The organism is Natronosalvus vescus (assembly GCF_023973145.1).
In the GTDB taxonomy this organism is placed as follows: domain Archaea; phylum Halobacteriota; class Halobacteria; order Halobacteriales; family Natrialbaceae; genus Natronosalvus; species Natronosalvus vescus.
In genome coordinates this window covers 3,758,612-3,775,112 of record NZ_CP099546.1, presented here as the reverse complement: position 1 = coordinate 3,775,112, position 16,501 = coordinate 3,758,612, and the positions used below count along the sequence as shown (strand labels likewise).

17 protein-coding genes are annotated in these 16,501 nt (G+C 63.5%); 9 read left to right on the top strand and 8 right to left on the bottom strand.

Annotation, left to right across the window (positions count from 1 at the left end):
• Positions 1–54: 54 nt before the first annotated feature.
• Positions 55–714, top strand: coding sequence for a type 1 glutamine amidotransferase (locus NGM68_RS17830; RefSeq protein WP_252699565.1), 660 nt, complete (start codon positions 55–57; stop codon positions 712–714).
• Positions 715–811: 97 nt separating this feature from the next.
• On the opposite strand, the gene NGM68_RS17825 is transcribed toward NGM68_RS17830, so the two are convergent.
• A complete protein-coding gene (locus tag NGM68_RS17825) occupies positions 812–1,780 on the bottom strand; it encodes a TIGR03885 family FMN-dependent LLM class oxidoreductase (RefSeq protein WP_252699564.1) in 969 nt (322 codons plus the stop codon).
• 309 nt (positions 1,781–2,089) lie between these two features.
• On the opposite strand from NGM68_RS17825, the gene NGM68_RS17820 reads away from it, so the two are divergent.
• The gene (locus NGM68_RS17820; RefSeq protein WP_252699563.1) at positions 2,090–3,997 is read left to right on the top strand and encodes a glycoside hydrolase family 15 protein; all 1,908 of its coding nucleotides are present in this window, start codon (positions 2,090–2,092) and stop codon (positions 3,995–3,997) included.
• A 99-nt stretch (positions 3,998–4,096) separates the two neighbouring features.
• Here NGM68_RS17820 and NGM68_RS17815 read toward each other — a convergent pair whose 3' ends face one another.
• Complete coding sequence (locus NGM68_RS17815; RefSeq protein ID WP_252701460.1) at positions 4,097–4,297, bottom strand: DUF2318 domain-containing protein; 201 nt, start codon at positions 4,295–4,297, stop codon at positions 4,097–4,099.
• A 140-nt stretch (positions 4,298–4,437) separates the two neighbouring features.
• Between NGM68_RS17815 and NGM68_RS17810 the strand changes: the two genes are divergently transcribed.
• On the top strand, positions 4,438–4,926 hold the full coding sequence (locus tag NGM68_RS17810) for a DUF309 domain-containing protein (RefSeq protein WP_252699562.1): 489 nt from the start codon (positions 4,438–4,440) through the stop codon (positions 4,924–4,926).
• Positions 4,927–5,158: 232 nt separating this feature from the next.
• Here the strand turns inward: NGM68_RS17810 and NGM68_RS17805 are convergent, their stop codons facing one another.
• Complete coding sequence (locus NGM68_RS17805; protein ID WP_252699561.1) at positions 5,159–5,413, bottom strand: MTH865 family protein; 255 nt, start codon at positions 5,411–5,413, stop codon at positions 5,159–5,161.
• Positions 5,414–5,522: 109 nt separating this feature from the next.
• Between NGM68_RS17805 and NGM68_RS17800 the strand changes: the two genes are divergently transcribed.
• Positions 5,523–6,590, top strand: a complete 1,068-nt coding sequence (locus NGM68_RS17800) for a polyprenyl synthetase family protein (RefSeq protein WP_252699560.1) — start codon at positions 5,523–5,525, stop codon at positions 6,588–6,590.
• Between the two features lie 160 nt (positions 6,591–6,750).
• A complete protein-coding gene (locus NGM68_RS17795) occupies positions 6,751–7,419 on the top strand; it encodes an O-methyltransferase (protein WP_252699559.1) in 669 nt (222 codons plus the stop codon).
• Positions 7,420–7,548: 129 nt separating this feature from the next.
• Here NGM68_RS17795 and NGM68_RS17790 read toward each other — a convergent pair whose 3' ends face one another.
• Complete coding sequence (locus NGM68_RS17790) at positions 7,549–7,983, bottom strand: hypothetical protein (protein ID WP_252699558.1); 435 nt, start codon at positions 7,981–7,983, stop codon at positions 7,549–7,551.
• Positions 7,984–8,200: 217 nt separating this feature from the next.
• Complete coding sequence (locus NGM68_RS17785; RefSeq protein WP_252699557.1) at positions 8,201–8,860, bottom strand: 2,5-diamino-6-(ribosylamino)-4(3H)-pyrimidinone 5'-phosphate reductase; 660 nt, start codon at positions 8,858–8,860, stop codon at positions 8,201–8,203.
• Positions 8,861–8,996: 136 nt separating this feature from the next.
• Between NGM68_RS17785 and NGM68_RS17780 the strand changes: the two genes are divergently transcribed.
• From NGM68_RS17780 to NGM68_RS17770, 3 genes are read left to right on the top strand one after another with little or no spacing between them, the layout of a single operon-like run.
• The gene (locus NGM68_RS17780) at positions 8,997–10,286 is read left to right on the top strand and encodes a Single-stranded DNA binding protein (protein WP_252699556.1); all 1,290 of its coding nucleotides are present in this window, start codon (positions 8,997–8,999) and stop codon (positions 10,284–10,286) included.
• A complete protein-coding gene (locus NGM68_RS17775) occupies positions 10,283–11,905 on the top strand; it encodes an RPA family protein (RefSeq protein WP_252699555.1) in 1,623 nt (540 codons plus the stop codon). Before NGM68_RS17780 ends, NGM68_RS17775 begins: the two co-directional genes overlap by 4 nt.
• A gap of 8 nt (positions 11,906–11,913) precedes the next feature.
• Positions 11,914–12,744 (top strand): metallophosphoesterase, encoded by an 831-nt coding sequence (locus NGM68_RS17770; protein WP_252699554.1) that lies wholly within the window; start codon positions 11,914–11,916, stop codon positions 12,742–12,744.
• Here NGM68_RS17770 and NGM68_RS17765 read toward each other — a convergent pair.
• The 3 genes from NGM68_RS17765 to NGM68_RS17755 are packed head-to-tail and all read right to left on the bottom strand — an operon-like array spanning position 12,741 to position 16,135.
• Positions 12,741–13,484 (bottom strand): tRNA-dihydrouridine synthase, encoded by a 744-nt coding sequence (locus NGM68_RS17765; RefSeq protein WP_252699553.1) that lies wholly within the window; start codon positions 13,482–13,484, stop codon positions 12,741–12,743. The genes NGM68_RS17770 and NGM68_RS17765 overlap by 4 nt on opposite strands.
• A gap of 5 nt (positions 13,485–13,489) precedes the next feature.
• On the bottom strand, positions 13,490–14,482 hold the full coding sequence (gene cofD, locus NGM68_RS17760; protein ID WP_252699552.1) for a 2-phospho-L-lactate transferase: 993 nt from the start codon (positions 14,480–14,482) through the stop codon (positions 13,490–13,492).
• Between the two features lie 48 nt (positions 14,483–14,530).
• Positions 14,531–16,135, bottom strand: coding sequence for a glutamate-cysteine ligase family protein (locus NGM68_RS17755; RefSeq protein WP_252699551.1), 1,605 nt, complete (start codon positions 16,133–16,135; stop codon positions 14,531–14,533).
• 118 nt (positions 16,136–16,253) lie between these two features.
• On the opposite strand from NGM68_RS17755, the gene NGM68_RS17750 reads away from it, so the two are divergent.
• Positions 16,254–16,481 (top strand): DUF7385 family protein, encoded by a 228-nt coding sequence (locus NGM68_RS17750; RefSeq protein WP_252699550.1) that lies wholly within the window; start codon positions 16,254–16,256, stop codon positions 16,479–16,481.
• The last annotated feature ends 20 nt before the right edge of the window (positions 16,482–16,501 follow it).

Below are 16,501 nucleotides of genomic sequence, written 5' to 3'. Positions count from 1 at the left end.
TACACATCGACCAGACCGCTAGCGTTTTGCCGACACGCCACCACACGGTGAACGATGGCCGACCCGACGATCCTCGTCGTCCACAACGAGGTCGACGACGAGTACGCCTACCACTGTGACGCGCTCGCGTCGTACGTTCCGAACGCGCTCGAGTGTGACTTCCCGGCCGGTGAGCGACCCGCATTCGAGGGCGTCGACGGTGTCATCCTCACCGGGAGCACCGCTGGCGTGTACGAGGTCGACGACCAACCGTGGATCGCCGACCAGGAATCGCTCGTTCGCGACCTGCTCGAGCGCGAAATTCCAACGCTGGGCGTCTGTTTCGGCCACCAGATCGTCAACGCGGCACTCGGCGGCACCGTCGAAGCCGGAGAAACGACGTCCAAGCTCGTCACTGCCGACCTCGCGGAGGATCCGCTCTTCGACGACGTCGAACCCATTTTTCCGGCGGTACACGGCGACGTCGTCACTGAACTCGGTTTGGGGCTGGAACCGATCGCGAGCGCGTCGTACTATCCCGCGTTCGCCACCCGCCACCGCGATGCGCCGCTGTGGACGACGCAGTTCCACCCAGAGTTCACGGCCGATCTGCGCGATCGGCTCGAGGCGGATTTCGGCTGGACGGAGACCGAACACGACTTCGCCGACGTGAACGCGGTGCGGGTCTTCGAGAACTTTCAGACGCTCGTCGAAGAGGGTGGCTCGAGTCGGTAGGGCGAGGGGAAGGAGGTTGCAGCGCTGGTGGAATGTGAAGGCAGTGTGCGTGGAACGATGACCGGACCCAATCAAACTGCACTCGGACTTCGACAGCTCAAGTACCGGAAACCTGGCTCAGCACACCCTCACCGAAATCCTCGATGAAGGCTTCCTGGTTCGTGTTCACGTTGTGGAGGTACACTCGGTCGACGCCGTGGTCGAAATCCCGTTCGAGCCACTCGACGTGCTCCTCGAGGCTGGCGGAGACGCGGACGTTCTCTTCGACCTGCGCTCGGTCGACGGTCTCGCCCAGTTCGTCGAATTCCGCTGGCGTCCGAAGTTGCTGAGTGACGGATCCGGGAATACAGTTCGTGCGCCACTGGTCGTAGGCACCCTCGAGAGCCGCGTCGTGGCTTTCGTCGTACGAGAGCTGCACCTTCAGGTAAACGGGTTTCTCCGCGTCCGGGTCGTCCTCGCGAAACGCCTCGATGCGCGCCGCGTCGGCCTCGTGGTCGGGCGTCCCGAGCGTGATCATCCCGTCGGCCCAGGTGCCGAGCCACCGGGCGGTTTCCTCGGAGAGCGCGGCACCGAGGAGCGGTGGCGGCGACTCGGGCCGAGTGTATAGTGTCGCTCGCTCCACCGTCACGTGTCCGTCGTGGGTGACCTCCTCGCCGTCCCAGAGGCGTCGCATGATCTCGGCACACTCCTCGAGGCGCTCGTTTCGGTCGGCCTTGACCGGCCAGTCGACGCCCGCAACTCCTTCGTTGAGCAACTGTCCGCTTCCGACGCTCATCCAGAGTCGCTCCGGGTATAGCTCCCTGAGGGTCGCCGCCGCCTGAGCGATAATTGCAGGGTGATACCGGTAGCCAGGTGCGTTGACCATCCCGAACGTCATCGGCGTCGCCTGCATCGCAGCGCCGAGCCACGACCAGACGTGGCCCGATTCCCCCTGGCGTTCACTCCAGGGATGGAAGTGATCGGAGGCCAGGCAGTGTTCGAATCCGCTGTTCGACGCCTGTTGGACGTACTCGAGGAGGTCGCTGGGGGCGAACTGTTCGTGAGAAGCGTGGTAGCCGATCGACATGAGTACACTCACTCCGGAGACGCGTGGCGTCCCAGAACACCATCCCTGACCACGGGAGTGATGTTATAACACTGGGGAACGGGTGGGTTCGAACGGCTCACTTGAGAGCCATCTACGAAAGTAAGCGGCGGTTTCTGGCACCACGTTTATGGACGGAATCGTCCAATGGGTAGTGACCGTGTACCCGTTGTCTCGAGCGTGGGCTCACGATCGGTTCTCGAGTCCATCGACCGGTCACACAACAGCCGGTCGACCCCCTCGAGACGACCGTTCCGCAACTCGATTCACCGACTCACAATCACCGTACCTATGGGATTCAGCTCACTTCGCGACTACGCGATAATTGGCAACGACGACCGAACGGCTCTCATCGACCGAACTGGGTCGATCGACTGGTGTTGTTTCCCCCACGTGGCAGCCCCGAGTGTGTTCGCCCGGCTACTCGACGACGACCGTGGCGGCTACTTTGCGATACGACCGACGGACAGTGCCGACGTCGAGCGAACGTACCTCGAGCATACGAACGTGCTCGAGACGACGTTCACGACGCCCGGCGGCACGCTCGAACTCACCGATTTCATGCCGCTGTGGAACGGGGGAAACCACGACGAATCGGATCAGTGCGCCGTGTACAGACGCGCCTCCTGTACAGAGGGTTCGGTCACCGTCGAATTGGAGTTTCGCCCCCGGCTCGAGTACGCTCTGGCCGACACCACCGTCTCGCGGATGACGGGTGGTGACGGATTCGTCGCGGCAGCAGCCGACACAGAGAGCCTCGCCGAGTGGAGCGGAACACACGACGAGTCGCTGTCTCTCCACTGCTGTGGCGACTTCGATGCCCGGGTTGTCGACGACCGGGTCGTCGGAACAGAGACGCTCGCGGCGGGCGACACCGTCTGGTTTCGCTGTCAGTACGGCGAGAACGAACCGGCGACGCGACAGTCGTGCGAGGACGCCCTCGAGTCGACCGTCGAGTACTGGAAGGAGTGGACGGCGTCACTACTCGAGGACGCCGGCGCACTCATCGACGACACGCCCTGGGGAGAGAGCGTCCTTCGATCGGGACTCGTGCTCAAGCTGTTGATCAACGAGGGAACGGGAGCGATCTACGCCGCGCCAACGACCTCGTTGCCGGAGAAGTACGGCACCGATCGCAACTGGGATTACCGGTACAACTGGATCCGGGACGCGAAGTTCACCGTCCAGGCGTTGTACAATCTGGGCCGGAAAGAGGAAGCACGGGACTACTTCGAGTGGTTCCGTGAACTCTCTCACGAGGCTCCAGCGGAGATCAAGCCCATGTACGGCGTCCACGGGGAGACCGAACTGACGGAGTACGAACTGTCTCATCTCTCCGGTTACCGATACTCTTCCCCCGTCCGCATCGGGAACGGCGCCGCCGACCAGGCCCAGCACGACATTTACGGCGCGATCGTTCAGGCGGTTTACGAGACGTTGCTCGTCGACGGCAGCCTCTCGGAGTCCGACTGGGACTCGATCTGTGCCATCGTCGACCACGTCTGTGACATCTGGGACGAACCGGACTGTGGAATCTGGGAATACCGCGACCAGCCCCGCCACTACGTCCACTCGAAACTGCTGTGCTGGGTCGCCCTCGACCGCGGAATCGAACTCGCCGAGAAGAACGAGATCGAGGCTCCCCTCGAGCGCTGGCGGAGCGAACGTGAGGCGGTGCGGACGGCGATTCTCGAGCACGGCTACAGCGACGAACGAGGGAGCTTCGTCCAGCACTTCGAGACCGACGAGGCGATCGACGCCGCGTGTCTGTTGATCCCCATTTACGAGTTCCTCCCACCTGACGATGAGCGCGTTCAGTCGACGCTCGAGACCATCCGTGAGGAGCTTGCGACCGACGAGGGGTTCGTGTATCGAACGAAGGGAAGCGAAGCCGTATCGGAGGTACACGGCACGTTCGTGTTCTGCACCTGCTGGTTGATCGACGCCCTGGTTCTGGCCGGTCGCGTCGAGGAGGCAGAGGAGATTTTCACGAACGTGCTCGACGCGATGACGCCGCTCGGCTTGCTGTCCGAACGAATTCATCCAGAAACCGGCGAACTCTACGGCAACTTTCCCCAGGCATTCAGCCACATCGGGGTGATCAACAACGCGATCTATCTTGCGAGTGCCCGCACCGAAGGCGCCGTGCTCGAACACGACCCGCAACTAGCCAATTCGGATCGACAACCGTTCTTTTGACCGCTCTAATGGATAATGGATAATGAGTGGTCGAACGGTGAGTGGAGCCTAAAATGCCTCGAGTGCCGGTTTCGGGTGGTCGATGCCGGTATGGCCGGCCTACATCGACGGAGGTGACTGGAGTCGCCGCCGGTTGCGTTCCGGTTTCTCGTCCGCCTGAGGTACCGACATCGTCTCGGGTTTGCCCCCGTCGTCGTCCCCGAGTTCTCGGCTACCACAGTTGTGACAGACGTTCCCGCCGTCGATGTGGGTGTACACGCGCTCGCCACACGCCTGACATGCCCCGTGCGGATAAATCATCACCTGTCATTCAGAACGCTGCCTCCATAAACCCTACGCCCGATGCAAGATCACGACAATCTTCAGCTACAGTAATAGGTCTTTGGAACCCGACGCTACCCTGACCCTGTTTTTATTCTCGTGGCGCCGAAACGGTACGTATGGACGAACACACCCGCGATCCGTCTGTCGATCCACCGCCCCCCATGAGGAGGCCCACGGGGTGGCTTCCCGACGTCGGTCGGTGGGAACACGAGACGCTCCGACGAGCCACGGTACACGGTATCCGTCTGTTCAACGCCGGGGCATTCCACGAGAGCCACGATTGTTTCGAGGACGAATGGTACAATTACGGCCGTGGAACGATCGAGAGCCAGTACCTTCACGGGATGGTACAGGTAGCCGCTGGCGCGTACAAACACGTCGATTTCGAAGACGACGATGGAATGGACAGCCTCTTTCGAACGGCACTACAGTATCTCCACGGTGTGCCAAACGATTTCTACGGTGTCGACCTGCTGGACGTCCGTACGACGCTGACCAATGCGCGAAACGATCCAATCGGTCTCGACGGCTGGAAAATTATGCTCGACGGGAATCGACCAACGGCCACCGAGGCCGATTTCGAGTACGCAGAAGCACTCGAGTGAGGGACTCTCGACGTCCTTGAGTGGGGGTTTCGACACTCGAGGGTATTTTCGCTCGTGTTGGCACTCGGTGGGTCTCTTGGAATCAGTTGTTATCCCGGATCTGCTGTTATCTCGGAATCGGTTGTTTCCCGGATTCCCTGACGCGGGTGCTCACGCGATTCGAGCGATTCAACGATACAACGATACAAATACGAGCGATACAACGATACGAAACAGGTGGTCGTAACGAGGGCTACAACTCACCTTCAGCCTTCAACCCCTCGATGACGTCATCGACGAGCGAGTCGACGTCGTCGTAGGGAAACTCCTGGTGACCCGAGAGTGTGGTGCCCAATTCCATCGCGGTAAAGCTCACGTCGCCGGATTCGAACTTCGTCATCGGGCCGTCGGGGAGCGCGGGAACGAGTCCCATCTGGTTCGACACGGGGTAGTCTGCGCCTTCGAAGGCCTCGGTCAACTGCTCGCGAAGTTCGGCTTCGTCTGCCATGGCCCTATTCACAGGCCGACCATCCTAAACGTTCTGGAACAACAACAAACTAATTTGGTGTTCAAACCAAATCTGAAGGTTTTTGTCGTCGCTCGAACCTCCTCTACGTATGCGAAACGCGCTTGCCGAGTGGCGGCCGGTAGTCGACGAGGTGATCGCCGACCTCCTTCCCAGAGACGTCGACGCGGCGTACCTAGAGTCGTTCTTCGGCGAGCCGTCGTTCGAATACGATGACGAAGCCATTCAACAGGCGCTGGCCGACCCGCTGTGGGACTTACTCGACCGTGGCGGGAAACGGTGGCGGGCCGTCCTCTTTCTGGTGTTCGTCGAGGCCTTCGGCGAGGATCCACGCGAGTATCTCCCCTACGCGTGTATCCCCGAGATTCTCCACAACGGCACGATCATCGTCGACGACGTCGAAGACGCCGCGACGATCCGACGGGGCGAACCCGCACTGCACCACATCTACGGCGAGGACGTCGCCCTGAACGCCGGCAATGCAATGTACTTTCTGCCGCTGAAGATCCTCACGCACAATCCGGCAAACCTCTCACCGGAAACGAGGCTCCGGGCCTACGAGATGCTCATGTACGAACTCAACCGAACGCACCTGGGACAGGGGATGGACATCTATTGGCACAACGACGACGCCACCGACATCTCGACCGATCAGTACCTCGAGATGAGCGCCTGCAAGACGGGCTGTCTCGGTCGGATCGTCGCCCGCCTGGCGGCGATCGTCACCGACCAATCCGAAGCGATCGAAGACGCCGTCGCCCGCTACGCCGAGCGGACGTCCATCGCGTTCCAGATCGGCGACGACATCCTCGACGTCGAACACTCCCTTGGCCGGGCCGGCGACTTCGGCAAGGAGTTTGGTAACGACATCCGCGAAGGGAAGAAGACGCTTCTCGTGTTGCACGCGATCGAGACGGCCGATCCTGCCGACGCGAAGCGACTCGAGGAGATCCTTCAGAAAGAAACCAACACCGACGAGGAAGTCACCGACGCGCTCGCGATCATCGAAGACGCCGGCAGCATCGAGTACGCTCGTGAGCGCGCCCTCGAGTTCGCCGAGCAGGCGCGTGCGGCGGTCGATGAGCTCGATGGCCTCGAGCCGGCTGCCGAGGCTAAGCTCCGCTCGTTCACCGAGTTCGTCGTCGACCGCGACGTCTGATACGGTCTGCTGTAGTGACGCGCGGCCGTTTGCCGATTCCGGGGTGAGCAACCGACGGTACATTGGTACAACGTTCCCGCTGATTCGGTAGCTCCCCGATCTGCGCTGGGGCCCAGTGGCCACCCCTGTCCTTTATTCGAATCCGCGTCAATCGACGATCATGGACGAGATACTCCCCGACGAGGTCGCCCGATTCGTTCGTGCGACCGGCCCAGATCCGGACGAGACGCTCATCGAGATGGACGAGTACGCGGTTGCGGAGGGGTTTCCGCACGTCGGCCCCGAAGTCGGCGGCTTCCTTCGAATGCTCGCCAGACTCGCCAATGCGAACCGAATCTTCGAGTTCGGCTCCGGCTACGGCTACTCCGCCTACTGGTTCGCGGAAGCGTTACCCGAGGACGGTGAGATCGTTCTCACGGAGGTCGACGCAGACGAACTCGAGCTAGCGAAGACCTACCTCGAGAACGGCGGGTACGACCACCTCGCGCGGTACGAACTTGGCGATGCCCTCGAGACGATCGAGGCGTACGAAGGGTCGTTCGACGTCGCCCTGATCGATCACCAGAAACACCGGTACGTGGATGCGTTCGAGGCGATCAAACCGAAGCTGACGGTCGGTGGAGTGATCGTCGCGGACAACGCGATGCGCGCAGGGATCATCCAGTTCGACAAACTCCTCGAGATCGTCGAGGGAGGCGAACCCGACGACGTCAACGAGAACACGCAAGGGATCGCGACCTACCTCGAGACCGTTCGTGCCGATCCGGATTTCGAGACGGTGGTATTGCCCCTCGGTGAGGGGATTGCCGTGAGCTACCGCGTGCAGTGAGTCGATTCAATCCTGGAAACTGCAATCCGTATCGCCGTCAGAAGCGTCGGTTACCGACGATTCCGCACTCGGGACGTCACTCGAGATGCAGCGTGCCTGGGCGAAAACACCACGGTTCGGGCGTCCCCGTCAGAAATCGTACTCCTGTTCGACGACGGAGTCCTCGATCGCGGTCGTTTCCGTGCCCATCGTTGCTTCTTCGATGGCCAGAAACGCCGTGCTCGAACAGGCCCCGATGAGGGTCGCCCAGGTGAGGCCGGTCAACCCGGCGACCGCTGCGGTGTCGGAACCCGGTGTGGTTACGGCGACCGTTTCGAGACCCGGCAGGTGAAAGGCGGCGACGCCGATGAACGCCAGCCAGAGGCCGAGTGAGAGCCTGGCAAGTATCGGTCGCGAAATGCCTCGAGCAACCCTGGCAACGCCGTACACACCCATGATCGCGAGGGTTGCGGCGAGGACGCTCCATGTCGTTCCAGGTGCTGCGTTCGCAATGCCAGCTACGCCAAAAGCGGCCATCGAGAGGGCGAGTACCGTCCAAACCGAGCGAATTCGGGTAATATTCACGTCGGGCACCGGTCGTTGGTTGGTGCAGCATTCGGCCGGTTATATAGCTGTTGGCTGCGACAGCCGTTGTGACCCCTTCACACGTTTTTGGCTCACGAATTCCGACGGATCCCCGGGTGTCACGAATCCGTTCACGCTCATTGGGAACGTTGTGTCGATGTACCGCCGGTTGCCAGCGGAGTCGGTAAATGGCGGTACGTGGCGACATCGATCCCTCTCACTGAACGTTCCAGACGAGTATCACGCCGTCGTCGAGCCGTTCGACCGACTCGAGCGTGAGTGTGGGACAGTTCTCGAGGAACCCGTCACCGTCGGCCAGCGTCGGGGCGTCCCGGCCGCCAATAATCTGCGGGCCGACGAACACCCGAAGTTCGTCGACCAAATCTGCTTCGAACATCGAGAAGATGAGTTCGCCGCCGCCTTCGACCATAATCGACTCGAGCCCGGCCGACTCGAGGGCGCCGAACGCCTCCCGAAGGTCGACGCGATCCGTGCCTGCGGTGACGATCGTCGCCCGAGGTGTCAACGCTTCCCGTCGCGTCTCCGGAAGGGCATTCGTCGTACAGAGGTAGGTCTCCGAGGCGTCGTCGAGGACGGCCGCGTCGGTCGGCGTTCGCCCTCGAGAATCGACGACGACGCGGGCGGGGTGGGCTGGCTCGCCCGACTCGAGTCTGCTGGCGATCCGGTCGTCGTCTTTGACCGTCAGGTGAGGATCGTCCGCGAGAACGGTGCCGACACCGACGACGATTGCGTCGCTTTCGGCCCGAATCGCGTCCATCCGGTCGAAGTCGGCTTCGCCGCTGATTCGTACCTGCTCGCGGGCGCTGGAGGAGAGTTTCCCGTCGGCGCTCATGGCCGCGTTGACGACGACGTGCATACCGGTTGTCGGAACTCCTGGCTAATGAACCCACGTGTACGGATCATCGGATATCGGCGTTCTCGCCCGAACCAACCCGTTCTACTTTCGCTCCACTGCGGGAACGCTTTTTACCCAGCCGTTCGAAATGGAACTGATGGATATCGATACCCATGCCGAGGATCTTGCCTCCGATCTCGGTATTGACAAAGAGGAGGTCAAAACCGACCTGCAGAACCTACTCGAGTACAGCGTCCCGCTCGACGAAGCGACCCAGAGCCTGCGCCGAAAGTACGGCGACGGGTCGAGCGGCGGTGGCGGTGCGCCGTCCGCAAAAGACGTCGGCGACATCACGCCTGACGACGGCTCGGTGACCGTCACCGGCGTCGTCCTCACCGCAGGCAAGCGATCGATCCGCTATCAGGGCGACGACCACGTCATCGTCGAAGGCGAACTCGCCGACGAAAGCGGCGTCATCGATTTCACCGCCTGGGAGGACTTCGGCCTCGCGCCGGGGGATACGATCACCGCCGGGAACGCTGGCGTCCGCGAGTGGGACGGCGAACCGGAGCTCAACTTCGGCGAGAGTACGTCGCTCTCCACGCTCGAGGAGTCCCTCGAGGTGCCCTACGACGTCGGCGGCGAGGCAGACCTCGCCAGCCTTCGCACCGGCGACCGCGCGAAGACGATCGAAGTGGCCGTCATCGAGTGCGAAGAGCGGACGATCAACGGCCGGGACGGCGAGACGACGATTCTCAGCGGCGTCTTCGGCGACGAGAGCGGCCGACTCCCCTTCACGAACTGGGATCCCGTGCCGGCGATCGAGGAGGGGAACGCCGTTCGCATCGAGAACGCCTACGTCCGTGAGTTCCGCGGCGTCCCTGAGGTGAACGTCTCCGCGTTCTCGACGGTTACCACGCTCGAGGACGGCGTCGACGTCGGGAGCGACGCCCCACAGTTGGGAATCGGCGAGGCAGTCGCGACCGGCGGCGTCTACGACGTCGAACTCGTCGGGAACGTGCTGGCTGTCCGCGACGGCTCCGGGTTAATCCAGCGGTGCCCGGAGTGTAATCGGGTCATTCAGAAGGGGCAGTGTCGCACCCACGGCTCCGTCGACGGCATCGACGACCTGCGGGTGAAGGCGATCCTCGACGACGGGACTGGAGCCGTGACCGTCATCCTCGACGACGAACTCACCGAGGCGGTGTACGGCGGCGACGTCGAAGACGCCAAAGCCGAGGCGCGCGACGCGATGGATCAGGAGGCCGTCGCCGACACGATCCGCGAACGGATCGTCGGCACCGAGTACCGCATCCGCGGGCACCTCTCGGTCGACGAGTACGGCGCCAACCTCGACGCCAGCACGTTCGACGAAAGCGACGATGACCCGGTCGCTCGAGCCACGGCGCTCCTTGCGACGGTCGACGGGACGGAGGTGGACGCATGAGCGCCGACGAGCCGATTCCAGGCCGTGAGGTCGCCTACCGGCTCTTCGCCGCGGAGTTCGACGATTCGACGCTCTCACACACCGAGAGCGACGAAGAACGCGCACCGAACTACGTCGTCACGCCCACCGGTGCGCGGCTCAACCGACTGTTCGTCGTCGGCGCGCTGACGGAGGTGACGTCGGTCAACGACGACATGCTTCGGGCGCGCGTGGTCGATCCGACCGGCGCGTTCGTCGTCTACGCCGGCCAGTACCAGCCCGACGCACTCGCCTTCCTCGAGCGAATCGAACCGCCAGCGTTCGTCTCGGTCACGGGCAAAGCGCGGACGTTCCAGCCGGAGGACTCGGACGTGATCTACACCTCGATCCGGCCCGAGAGCATCGCAACCGTCGACGCCGACACCCGCGACCGCTGGGTGGTCTCGGCGGCCGAACAGACCCTCGAGCGCGTCGGCACGTACGCGGCCGCCGCCGAACTCGACGCCACGGGTGACTCACTCGCGGACGCACTGGTCGAAGCAGGTGTCGAACCGGGTCTGGCGGCCGGCATTCCGCTCGCACAGAACCACTACGGCACGACGCCGGCGTACCTCCAGTCGGTGCGCGACCTTGCCCTCGAGGCGGCCCGTGTCGTTGCTGGGGAGACAGACCAGGTGAGCGGACTCGATCGACAGCCAGACGAGGGTGACGGTGGTGCGACCTCGAGTTTCAGGACGCTCGCGGACGCTCATGGCCCACCCCTGCCAGACGACATCGTTGTAGCCGCGACACCGGAGTCCGACGACGCCAAAGCGGTGGAAGCTACCGATGCTGGGGAGGCCACCGACGCCAAAGCGGTGGAACCTACCGATGCTGGGGAGGCCGACGCCGTCGAATCCAGTACAGCGGACGTCGACACTCCCTCGGCCGAGCCAGGCACCGAATCCGACGTCTCCGATGTGGCCACTGCTGAAACCAGTGGCAGTGACACCGAGGACGACCTCGGTGACTTCGATGGCGGCGGCTTTGACGGCGAGCCAACCGATGCGGCCGAAGTCGATACGGAACCGTCCGACGACAGCGCTGATGCCGTCACGACTGCCACTGAGAGCGATGTCGACGACACTGTCTCGGAGACGGATTCGACATCGGCCCCGGACGAAGCCGCGAACGACCTCGAAGGCGAGGACGGAAGCGTCGGCATGTACGAGATGGACGACGAGGAGCGCGAACAGCTCGAGGCAGAGTTCGGGGCCGAGTTCTCGACTGGCGCAGAAGTCGACGAGGCGGGCGAGGCGGACATCGACGTACCGGACGGCGACGAGAGTGGTGCGACGGACGAACCGGAGGCCGAAGCTGTCGAAGGGGACGAACCGGAGGCCGAAGTTTCCGAGGGCAAAGAGACGGGCGAGGTGGAAGAAAACGAAGAAGCCGACCTCGAGGATCTCGACCTCCAGTCGCTCGTCGTCGAAACCATGGGCGAACTCGACGAGGGCGACGGGGCCGACCGTTCGGCCGTCATCGACACCGTCGTCGACGACACCGGTGCCGACGCCGAAGACGTGGAAGCGGCCATCGACGACGCCCTGATGGGCGGACAGTGTTACGAGCCCGGCGACGACAAACTGAAGGCGATCTAACCCTCCCAATGGCCCTCCTCGAGCCCGTTCCCGACGAACCAGCAGCCATCGCGACACTCGACGGTGACCGGGCGCTGGTCGTCGCCGACTACCACGCCGGTTACGAGGTCGGGTTGCGATACGAGCGCGGTGTCGACGTCCCCAGTCAGGCGTCAGCTCGCCGGGAGCGACTTTGTGGACTGCTCGAGCGAAGCAACGCAGACCAGTTGATCGTCCTCGGTGATCTGATGCACGCCATCGGCGACCCCGGTGGGGCAGAGCGAGGGGAACTCGAGGTGCTCTTCGAGTCCGTTCCGAGCGACGTGACGGTGACGCTGGTGCGTGGAAACCACGACGGGGCGATCGAATCGTGGATCGACACCGACGCCGCTGGTTTCGAAGATTACGTGTTTGGCGTCGTCGGCCGTATCGGAGGAACGACGCTGCGAATCACCGACGGGAGCGGCGTCCGCCTCGGCGATCTTGGCTGTTGTCACGGTCACACCTGGCCGGATCGCAGCGTCCTCGAGGCAGACGTGGTCTGTCTGGGCCACGAACATCCCTGTGTCAGACTCGAGGACGAGGTCGGGGGTGCTCGCGTCGAACGCGTGTGGTTGCGCGGCCGACTCGCACCGGATCCGTTTCTGGAACGCGAGGTCTACGCTGGGCTACCGTGGCTCGAGGGGGAGGAACCGACTCCACAGGTCGTGGTCGTACCCGCGTTCAACGACCTCGCCGGTGGGACGTGGACGAACCTCGAGGGACAGTCGTTTCTGACCCCGTTTATTCCGGCAGGGATCGCTGACACCGAGGCGTACCTGCTCGACGGCACGCGGCTCGGCCCCCTCGATCGAATTTAAGGCGACCGTGTCTGTTGCCAACGCTCGAGCGCCTGCCGAACTCGCTCGAGGACGACCGGGTTATCGCTCGGCCGGCCGACGCTCACCGCGTCGGCACCGTACTCGAGGTACTCGCGGACGGTGGCCTCGTCGCGAACGCCGTTGTTGGCGATCACGTACAGCTCACAGGCGCCAGCGATGTCGGCGATGACGGCCTCCGAGTCCATCGCGTCGACGTGGACGAACGACGCGTCGGCGCGCTCGAGCGTCCGACACAGGGTCGGCAGATTGACGTCGTCGACCGCTGCCCGAACCTTGACGCCGACAGTCGCTCCGTGTTCGGTAGCGGTGTCGACGTACGAACGAAGGCGTTCGGTGTCGGCCAGCAGCGTCTCCCCACAGCCAACGGCACACAGTTCGGGCTGACGGCAGTGGGCGTTGATCTCGAGGAAGGCGTCGCGCTCGCGGCAGATCCGGGCGACTGGCGGGAGCGCGTCCGCGCTAGCTGCTCTGACGTTGATGGCGGCCTGAATCGGCTCGTCCTCGAGGGCAGCGAGCTGGTCGTCGACGAACGCAACGGGGTCGTTCGGGAGAAACTCCGAGCGGTCGCGGGCGACGAGAATTCGCGCGGCCTCCCGTGCTGGCTCGTCGAGCGCGATGCCGCCGAGAAACGCCGCACCGGCCCACTCGCGCCCGGCCATGGCCCACTCGGTATCGGACTCGCCGCTGAGACTCGCGAGCGCGAGTGGTGGTGAGAACATGGGAGTCACGCGACGAGGGCGAGTGCTTCCGAGATGGCGCTGATCACGCGGCCGGCGTCCTTCGGCGAGTCGATCGTGATGTCGGTCTGGATCGTCGGTCGATCGAACTCGGTGTCGTCGTCGCTGTCGATGACGAACGCATCCGCGAAGGGGTAGGCGGTCGCCAGGCCAGCGGTGCTCGGCGTCGCCCCGACGGCACGCATCAGGTCGCCGGCGGGCCCCGAGAAGGCGGTGTCACCGAGGAACGGCGAGACGGCGACGACCGGCGTCTGCATCAACGCCTTCGCGACGCCGGGCAGCGCGAGCATCGGCCCGATACTCGTCACCGGATTGGACGGCCCGATGACGACGACGTCGTCGAGTGCCTCGAGGACACCCGGTGCCGGCTCGGCCGACGACGACCCGCGGAATTCGACGTTCGACACCGTCGGTTCGCCACGATTGGCCACCCAGTACTCCTGGAAGTGCATCAGCCCCTCGTCGGTGTGAATGAGACTCGCGACGGGGTCGTCGCTCATCGGCAACACGTCGATCGCCAGTCCGAAGCCGTCGGCGAGAGTTTTCGTGACTTCGGTGAGCGTATGACCTTGATCGAGCAGACTGGTACGGGTGAGGTGAACGGCCCGGTCGCGGTCGCCGATGGTCATGAACTCCGCCACGCCGGAGAAGCGACGCCACCGTGCGAGGGGCCTTCCATCAGTCTGTTTCTCGGCCTCGAGATACTGCGGTCCGTCGGGCAGTCCTGCTGCCTTCGCGATGTCGGTCAATGCGGAGTGTGTTCGGTGGGTGTCGCCTCTGATCCCCCACCACCGCTCGCGGTCGAGGACGCCGCCGCCCTGAAAGAGGAGTGTGTCGACGTCCGGAGAGACGAACAGACCACCGAGTTCGATGTCATCGCCGGTGTTGGCGACGACCGTGATCTCCTCCGGCGAGAACGACGCTCCGGCACCGTCGAGGAGCTTCGGTGTTCCGGTGCCCCCGGAGAGGAACGTAACCATACGCCCCACTATCCGCGGGGGGACTTAATCAATTGCGGCCCGTCCGCGTTAGTCGCGAGTTTTACCGATCCACTCGGCGAAACTTCCCGTATAGAGCGTTTCAGCCTGTCGCTCGACGTACTCCCGTTGCATCGATTCGAGCGCCGCCCCCAGCGAGTGCCCGTCGTCGACGGCCGCACGAACGCGGTCGTGCTTCCAGCGAGCCGGCGTCTGACGCTGGCGGACGCGCCGTCGAAGCGGGTAGAGGTAGGCCGCGATTTCGTCGTCGTTCAGCCCGCGGTTCGAGAGACCGTCTTCGGCGTGGGCGAAGAGATCCTCGTAGATTGCTTCGACGTCGTCGGTCTCCCTCCCGTCGTTCGTGATCCACTCGAGTTCAGCGTCGAGACCGTCGCGCATTGCCCCGTAGAAGTTCTCACGCGCGATCTCCCAGTCGAGGTCGCGAACGGGGTGCTCGAGACTGGTGAGACTCTCCATGAGACCCGCGTAAGTGGCGAGGAATGCGACGGAGTCCCGGACGGTGGGCTGGGACGGGATGGGACGAAACTCGATCCGTGCGTTCGCCGCAGATCGACTCGCGCCGTCGAACACGGGCCTGACCCACCGCCAGTAGGTGCCGTGTTTGCGTCGGAAGTGCGCGAACTGATCGTCGAAGCGGTCGCCCGCGTCGACGGGCATGGGAACGATCGTATCGTCGGTCGCGATCCGTTCGACGGCCTCGTCGACGCTCTCGAGGTCGCGTGGGAAGCGAACCTTTCCAGCCCCCGCCGATGGGTCGTTCAACACGGTCTCGAAGATGCTGATACGGTGTTCCATCCAGGCGTCCCGGAGGACGTCTTCTGCGGTGGCATCGTCGTACAGATCCGCCGGCAGGAACGGCGAGTTGACGCCGAGAGCGAGCAACGGGCCGGCGATCCGGATAGCGTAGTTGAAGTACGCGGGGAGATCCGGAGCGTGGGGTACCTGATAGTGGGGCTGGATCGACGTGATCAGGCTCTCGGGCATCACCGTCTCGGCCTCGAGGGAGACGTTGGGGCACTCGAGGAGCATCCCGGCCACGTCGGCTCGGTCGGTGTTGGCCATCGCGTGGTACCGGGCCGAGTCGCTCATGTTGGTGGCGAGGGTGACCGGTCGCTCCCCAGTAGCGCCATCGATTCCATCATCGTCGGTACCCCCGCCGATCTCGCCACCGTCGACCGAAATCGTCCGTTCGATTCGATCCGTGAGATACGCCCGCGCCATCTCTCCTGCCGGCGGTTGCGTCCAGAGGCCATCGCTCACGAGGCGCATCCCTTCCGTCGCCGCCACGTCCTGCGCTGCCCGGAGACGCGCGCGAATTTCGGCTTCCTGCGCCCGGAGGCCGTCCGCGTTCAGCGGTTGCGGGCTGGTCGTCATCTCCGCGTTGTGCAGGCCGAGTTCCTTCTCGAACCCCATCAACTCGAGCAGTCGCCGTGGAACGCGGCGGAGCGCGACAGTCTCCGCGTCGACCGCGTAGAATTCGTACTCGAAGCCGACGATCGCTTGCGGGTTGTCGAATGCGCCATTTTCGATGGCATCGACGATGACGTCGGCTTCCTCGATCGCCCGATCGCGGAACGATTCGGCGTCGACCGCGAGGACGGTTTCCAGCCTCGTCGCGAGTTCCTCGGCTCCCATAGCGCTTCCTGCTCGCTCCAGGCGGTTAAATTTCGCTACTCGAGGCGGTTGCGAGAGCCACTCTCACGGTGTTGGGAATCGGGGAAACACGTTTCTGTCAGGTGATCCCACGTGTATCATGGAGCAGTTCGAGAAATTCGTCTCCTCGGCGACGCTTCGGGAGGAAAATGGATCGATCAAATTGTATCAGAACACCGTCGGACTGACCTGCCCAGCCTGTGACGAGCCGTTCGACGACATGGTCGTCTGCAAGGACGAGCACACGAGCCTCAACCAGACGATTCCGCTGGATCTCTGTACGGCCGTCGAGGACAGGAAGCCGGTGTTGTTCACGCACAAACCCTAACCCCGAGCGCTGCATCTCGA

Excerpts from the sequence above, each read along its gene's own strand:
- NGM68_RS17750 (WP_252699550.1), top strand. The coding sequence starts at position 16,254 with ATGGAGCAGTTCGAGAAATTCGTCTCCTCGGCGACGCTTCGGGAGGAA.
- NGM68_RS17820 (WP_252699563.1), top strand. The coding sequence starts at position 2,090 with ATGGGATTCAGCTCACTTCGCGACTACGCGATAATTGGCAACGACGAC.
- NGM68_RS17765 (WP_252699553.1), bottom strand. The coding sequence starts at position 13,484 with ATGTTCTCACCACCACTCGCGCTCGCGAGTCTCAGCGGCGAGTCCGAT.
- cofD (WP_252699552.1), bottom strand. The coding sequence starts at position 14,482 with ATGGTTACGTTCCTCTCCGGGGGCACCGGAACACCGAAGCTCCTCGAC.
- NGM68_RS17815 (WP_252701460.1), bottom strand. The coding sequence starts at position 4,297 with ATGATTTATCCGCACGGGGCATGTCAGGCGTGTGGCGAGCGCGTGTAC.
- NGM68_RS17825 (WP_252699564.1), bottom strand. The coding sequence starts at position 1,780 with ATGTCGATCGGCTACCACGCTTCTCACGAACAGTTCGCCCCCAGCGAC.
- NGM68_RS17780 (WP_252699556.1), top strand. The coding sequence starts at position 8,997 with ATGGATATCGATACCCATGCCGAGGATCTTGCCTCCGATCTCGGTATT.
- NGM68_RS17805 (WP_252699561.1), bottom strand. The coding sequence starts at position 5,413 with ATGGCAGACGAAGCCGAACTTCGCGAGCAGTTGACCGAGGCCTTCGAA.
- NGM68_RS17785 (WP_252699557.1), bottom strand. The coding sequence starts at position 8,860 with ATGCACGTCGTCGTCAACGCGGCCATGAGCGCCGACGGGAAACTCTCC.
- NGM68_RS17755 (WP_252699551.1), bottom strand. The coding sequence starts at position 16,135 with ATGGGAGCCGAGGAACTCGCGACGAGGCTGGAAACCGTCCTCGCGGTC.
- NGM68_RS17810 (WP_252699562.1), top strand. The coding sequence starts at position 4,438 with ATGGACGAACACACCCGCGATCCGTCTGTCGATCCACCGCCCCCCATG.
- NGM68_RS17795 (WP_252699559.1), top strand. The coding sequence starts at position 6,751 with ATGGACGAGATACTCCCCGACGAGGTCGCCCGATTCGTTCGTGCGACC.
- NGM68_RS17800 (WP_252699560.1), top strand. The coding sequence starts at position 5,523 with ATGCGAAACGCGCTTGCCGAGTGGCGGCCGGTAGTCGACGAGGTGATC.
- NGM68_RS17770 (WP_252699554.1), top strand. The coding sequence starts at position 11,914 with ATGGCCCTCCTCGAGCCCGTTCCCGACGAACCAGCAGCCATCGCGACA.
- NGM68_RS17775 (WP_252699555.1), top strand. The coding sequence starts at position 10,283 with ATGAGCGCCGACGAGCCGATTCCAGGCCGTGAGGTCGCCTACCGGCTC.
- NGM68_RS17830 (WP_252699565.1), top strand. The coding sequence starts at position 55 with ATGGCCGACCCGACGATCCTCGTCGTCCACAACGAGGTCGACGACGAG.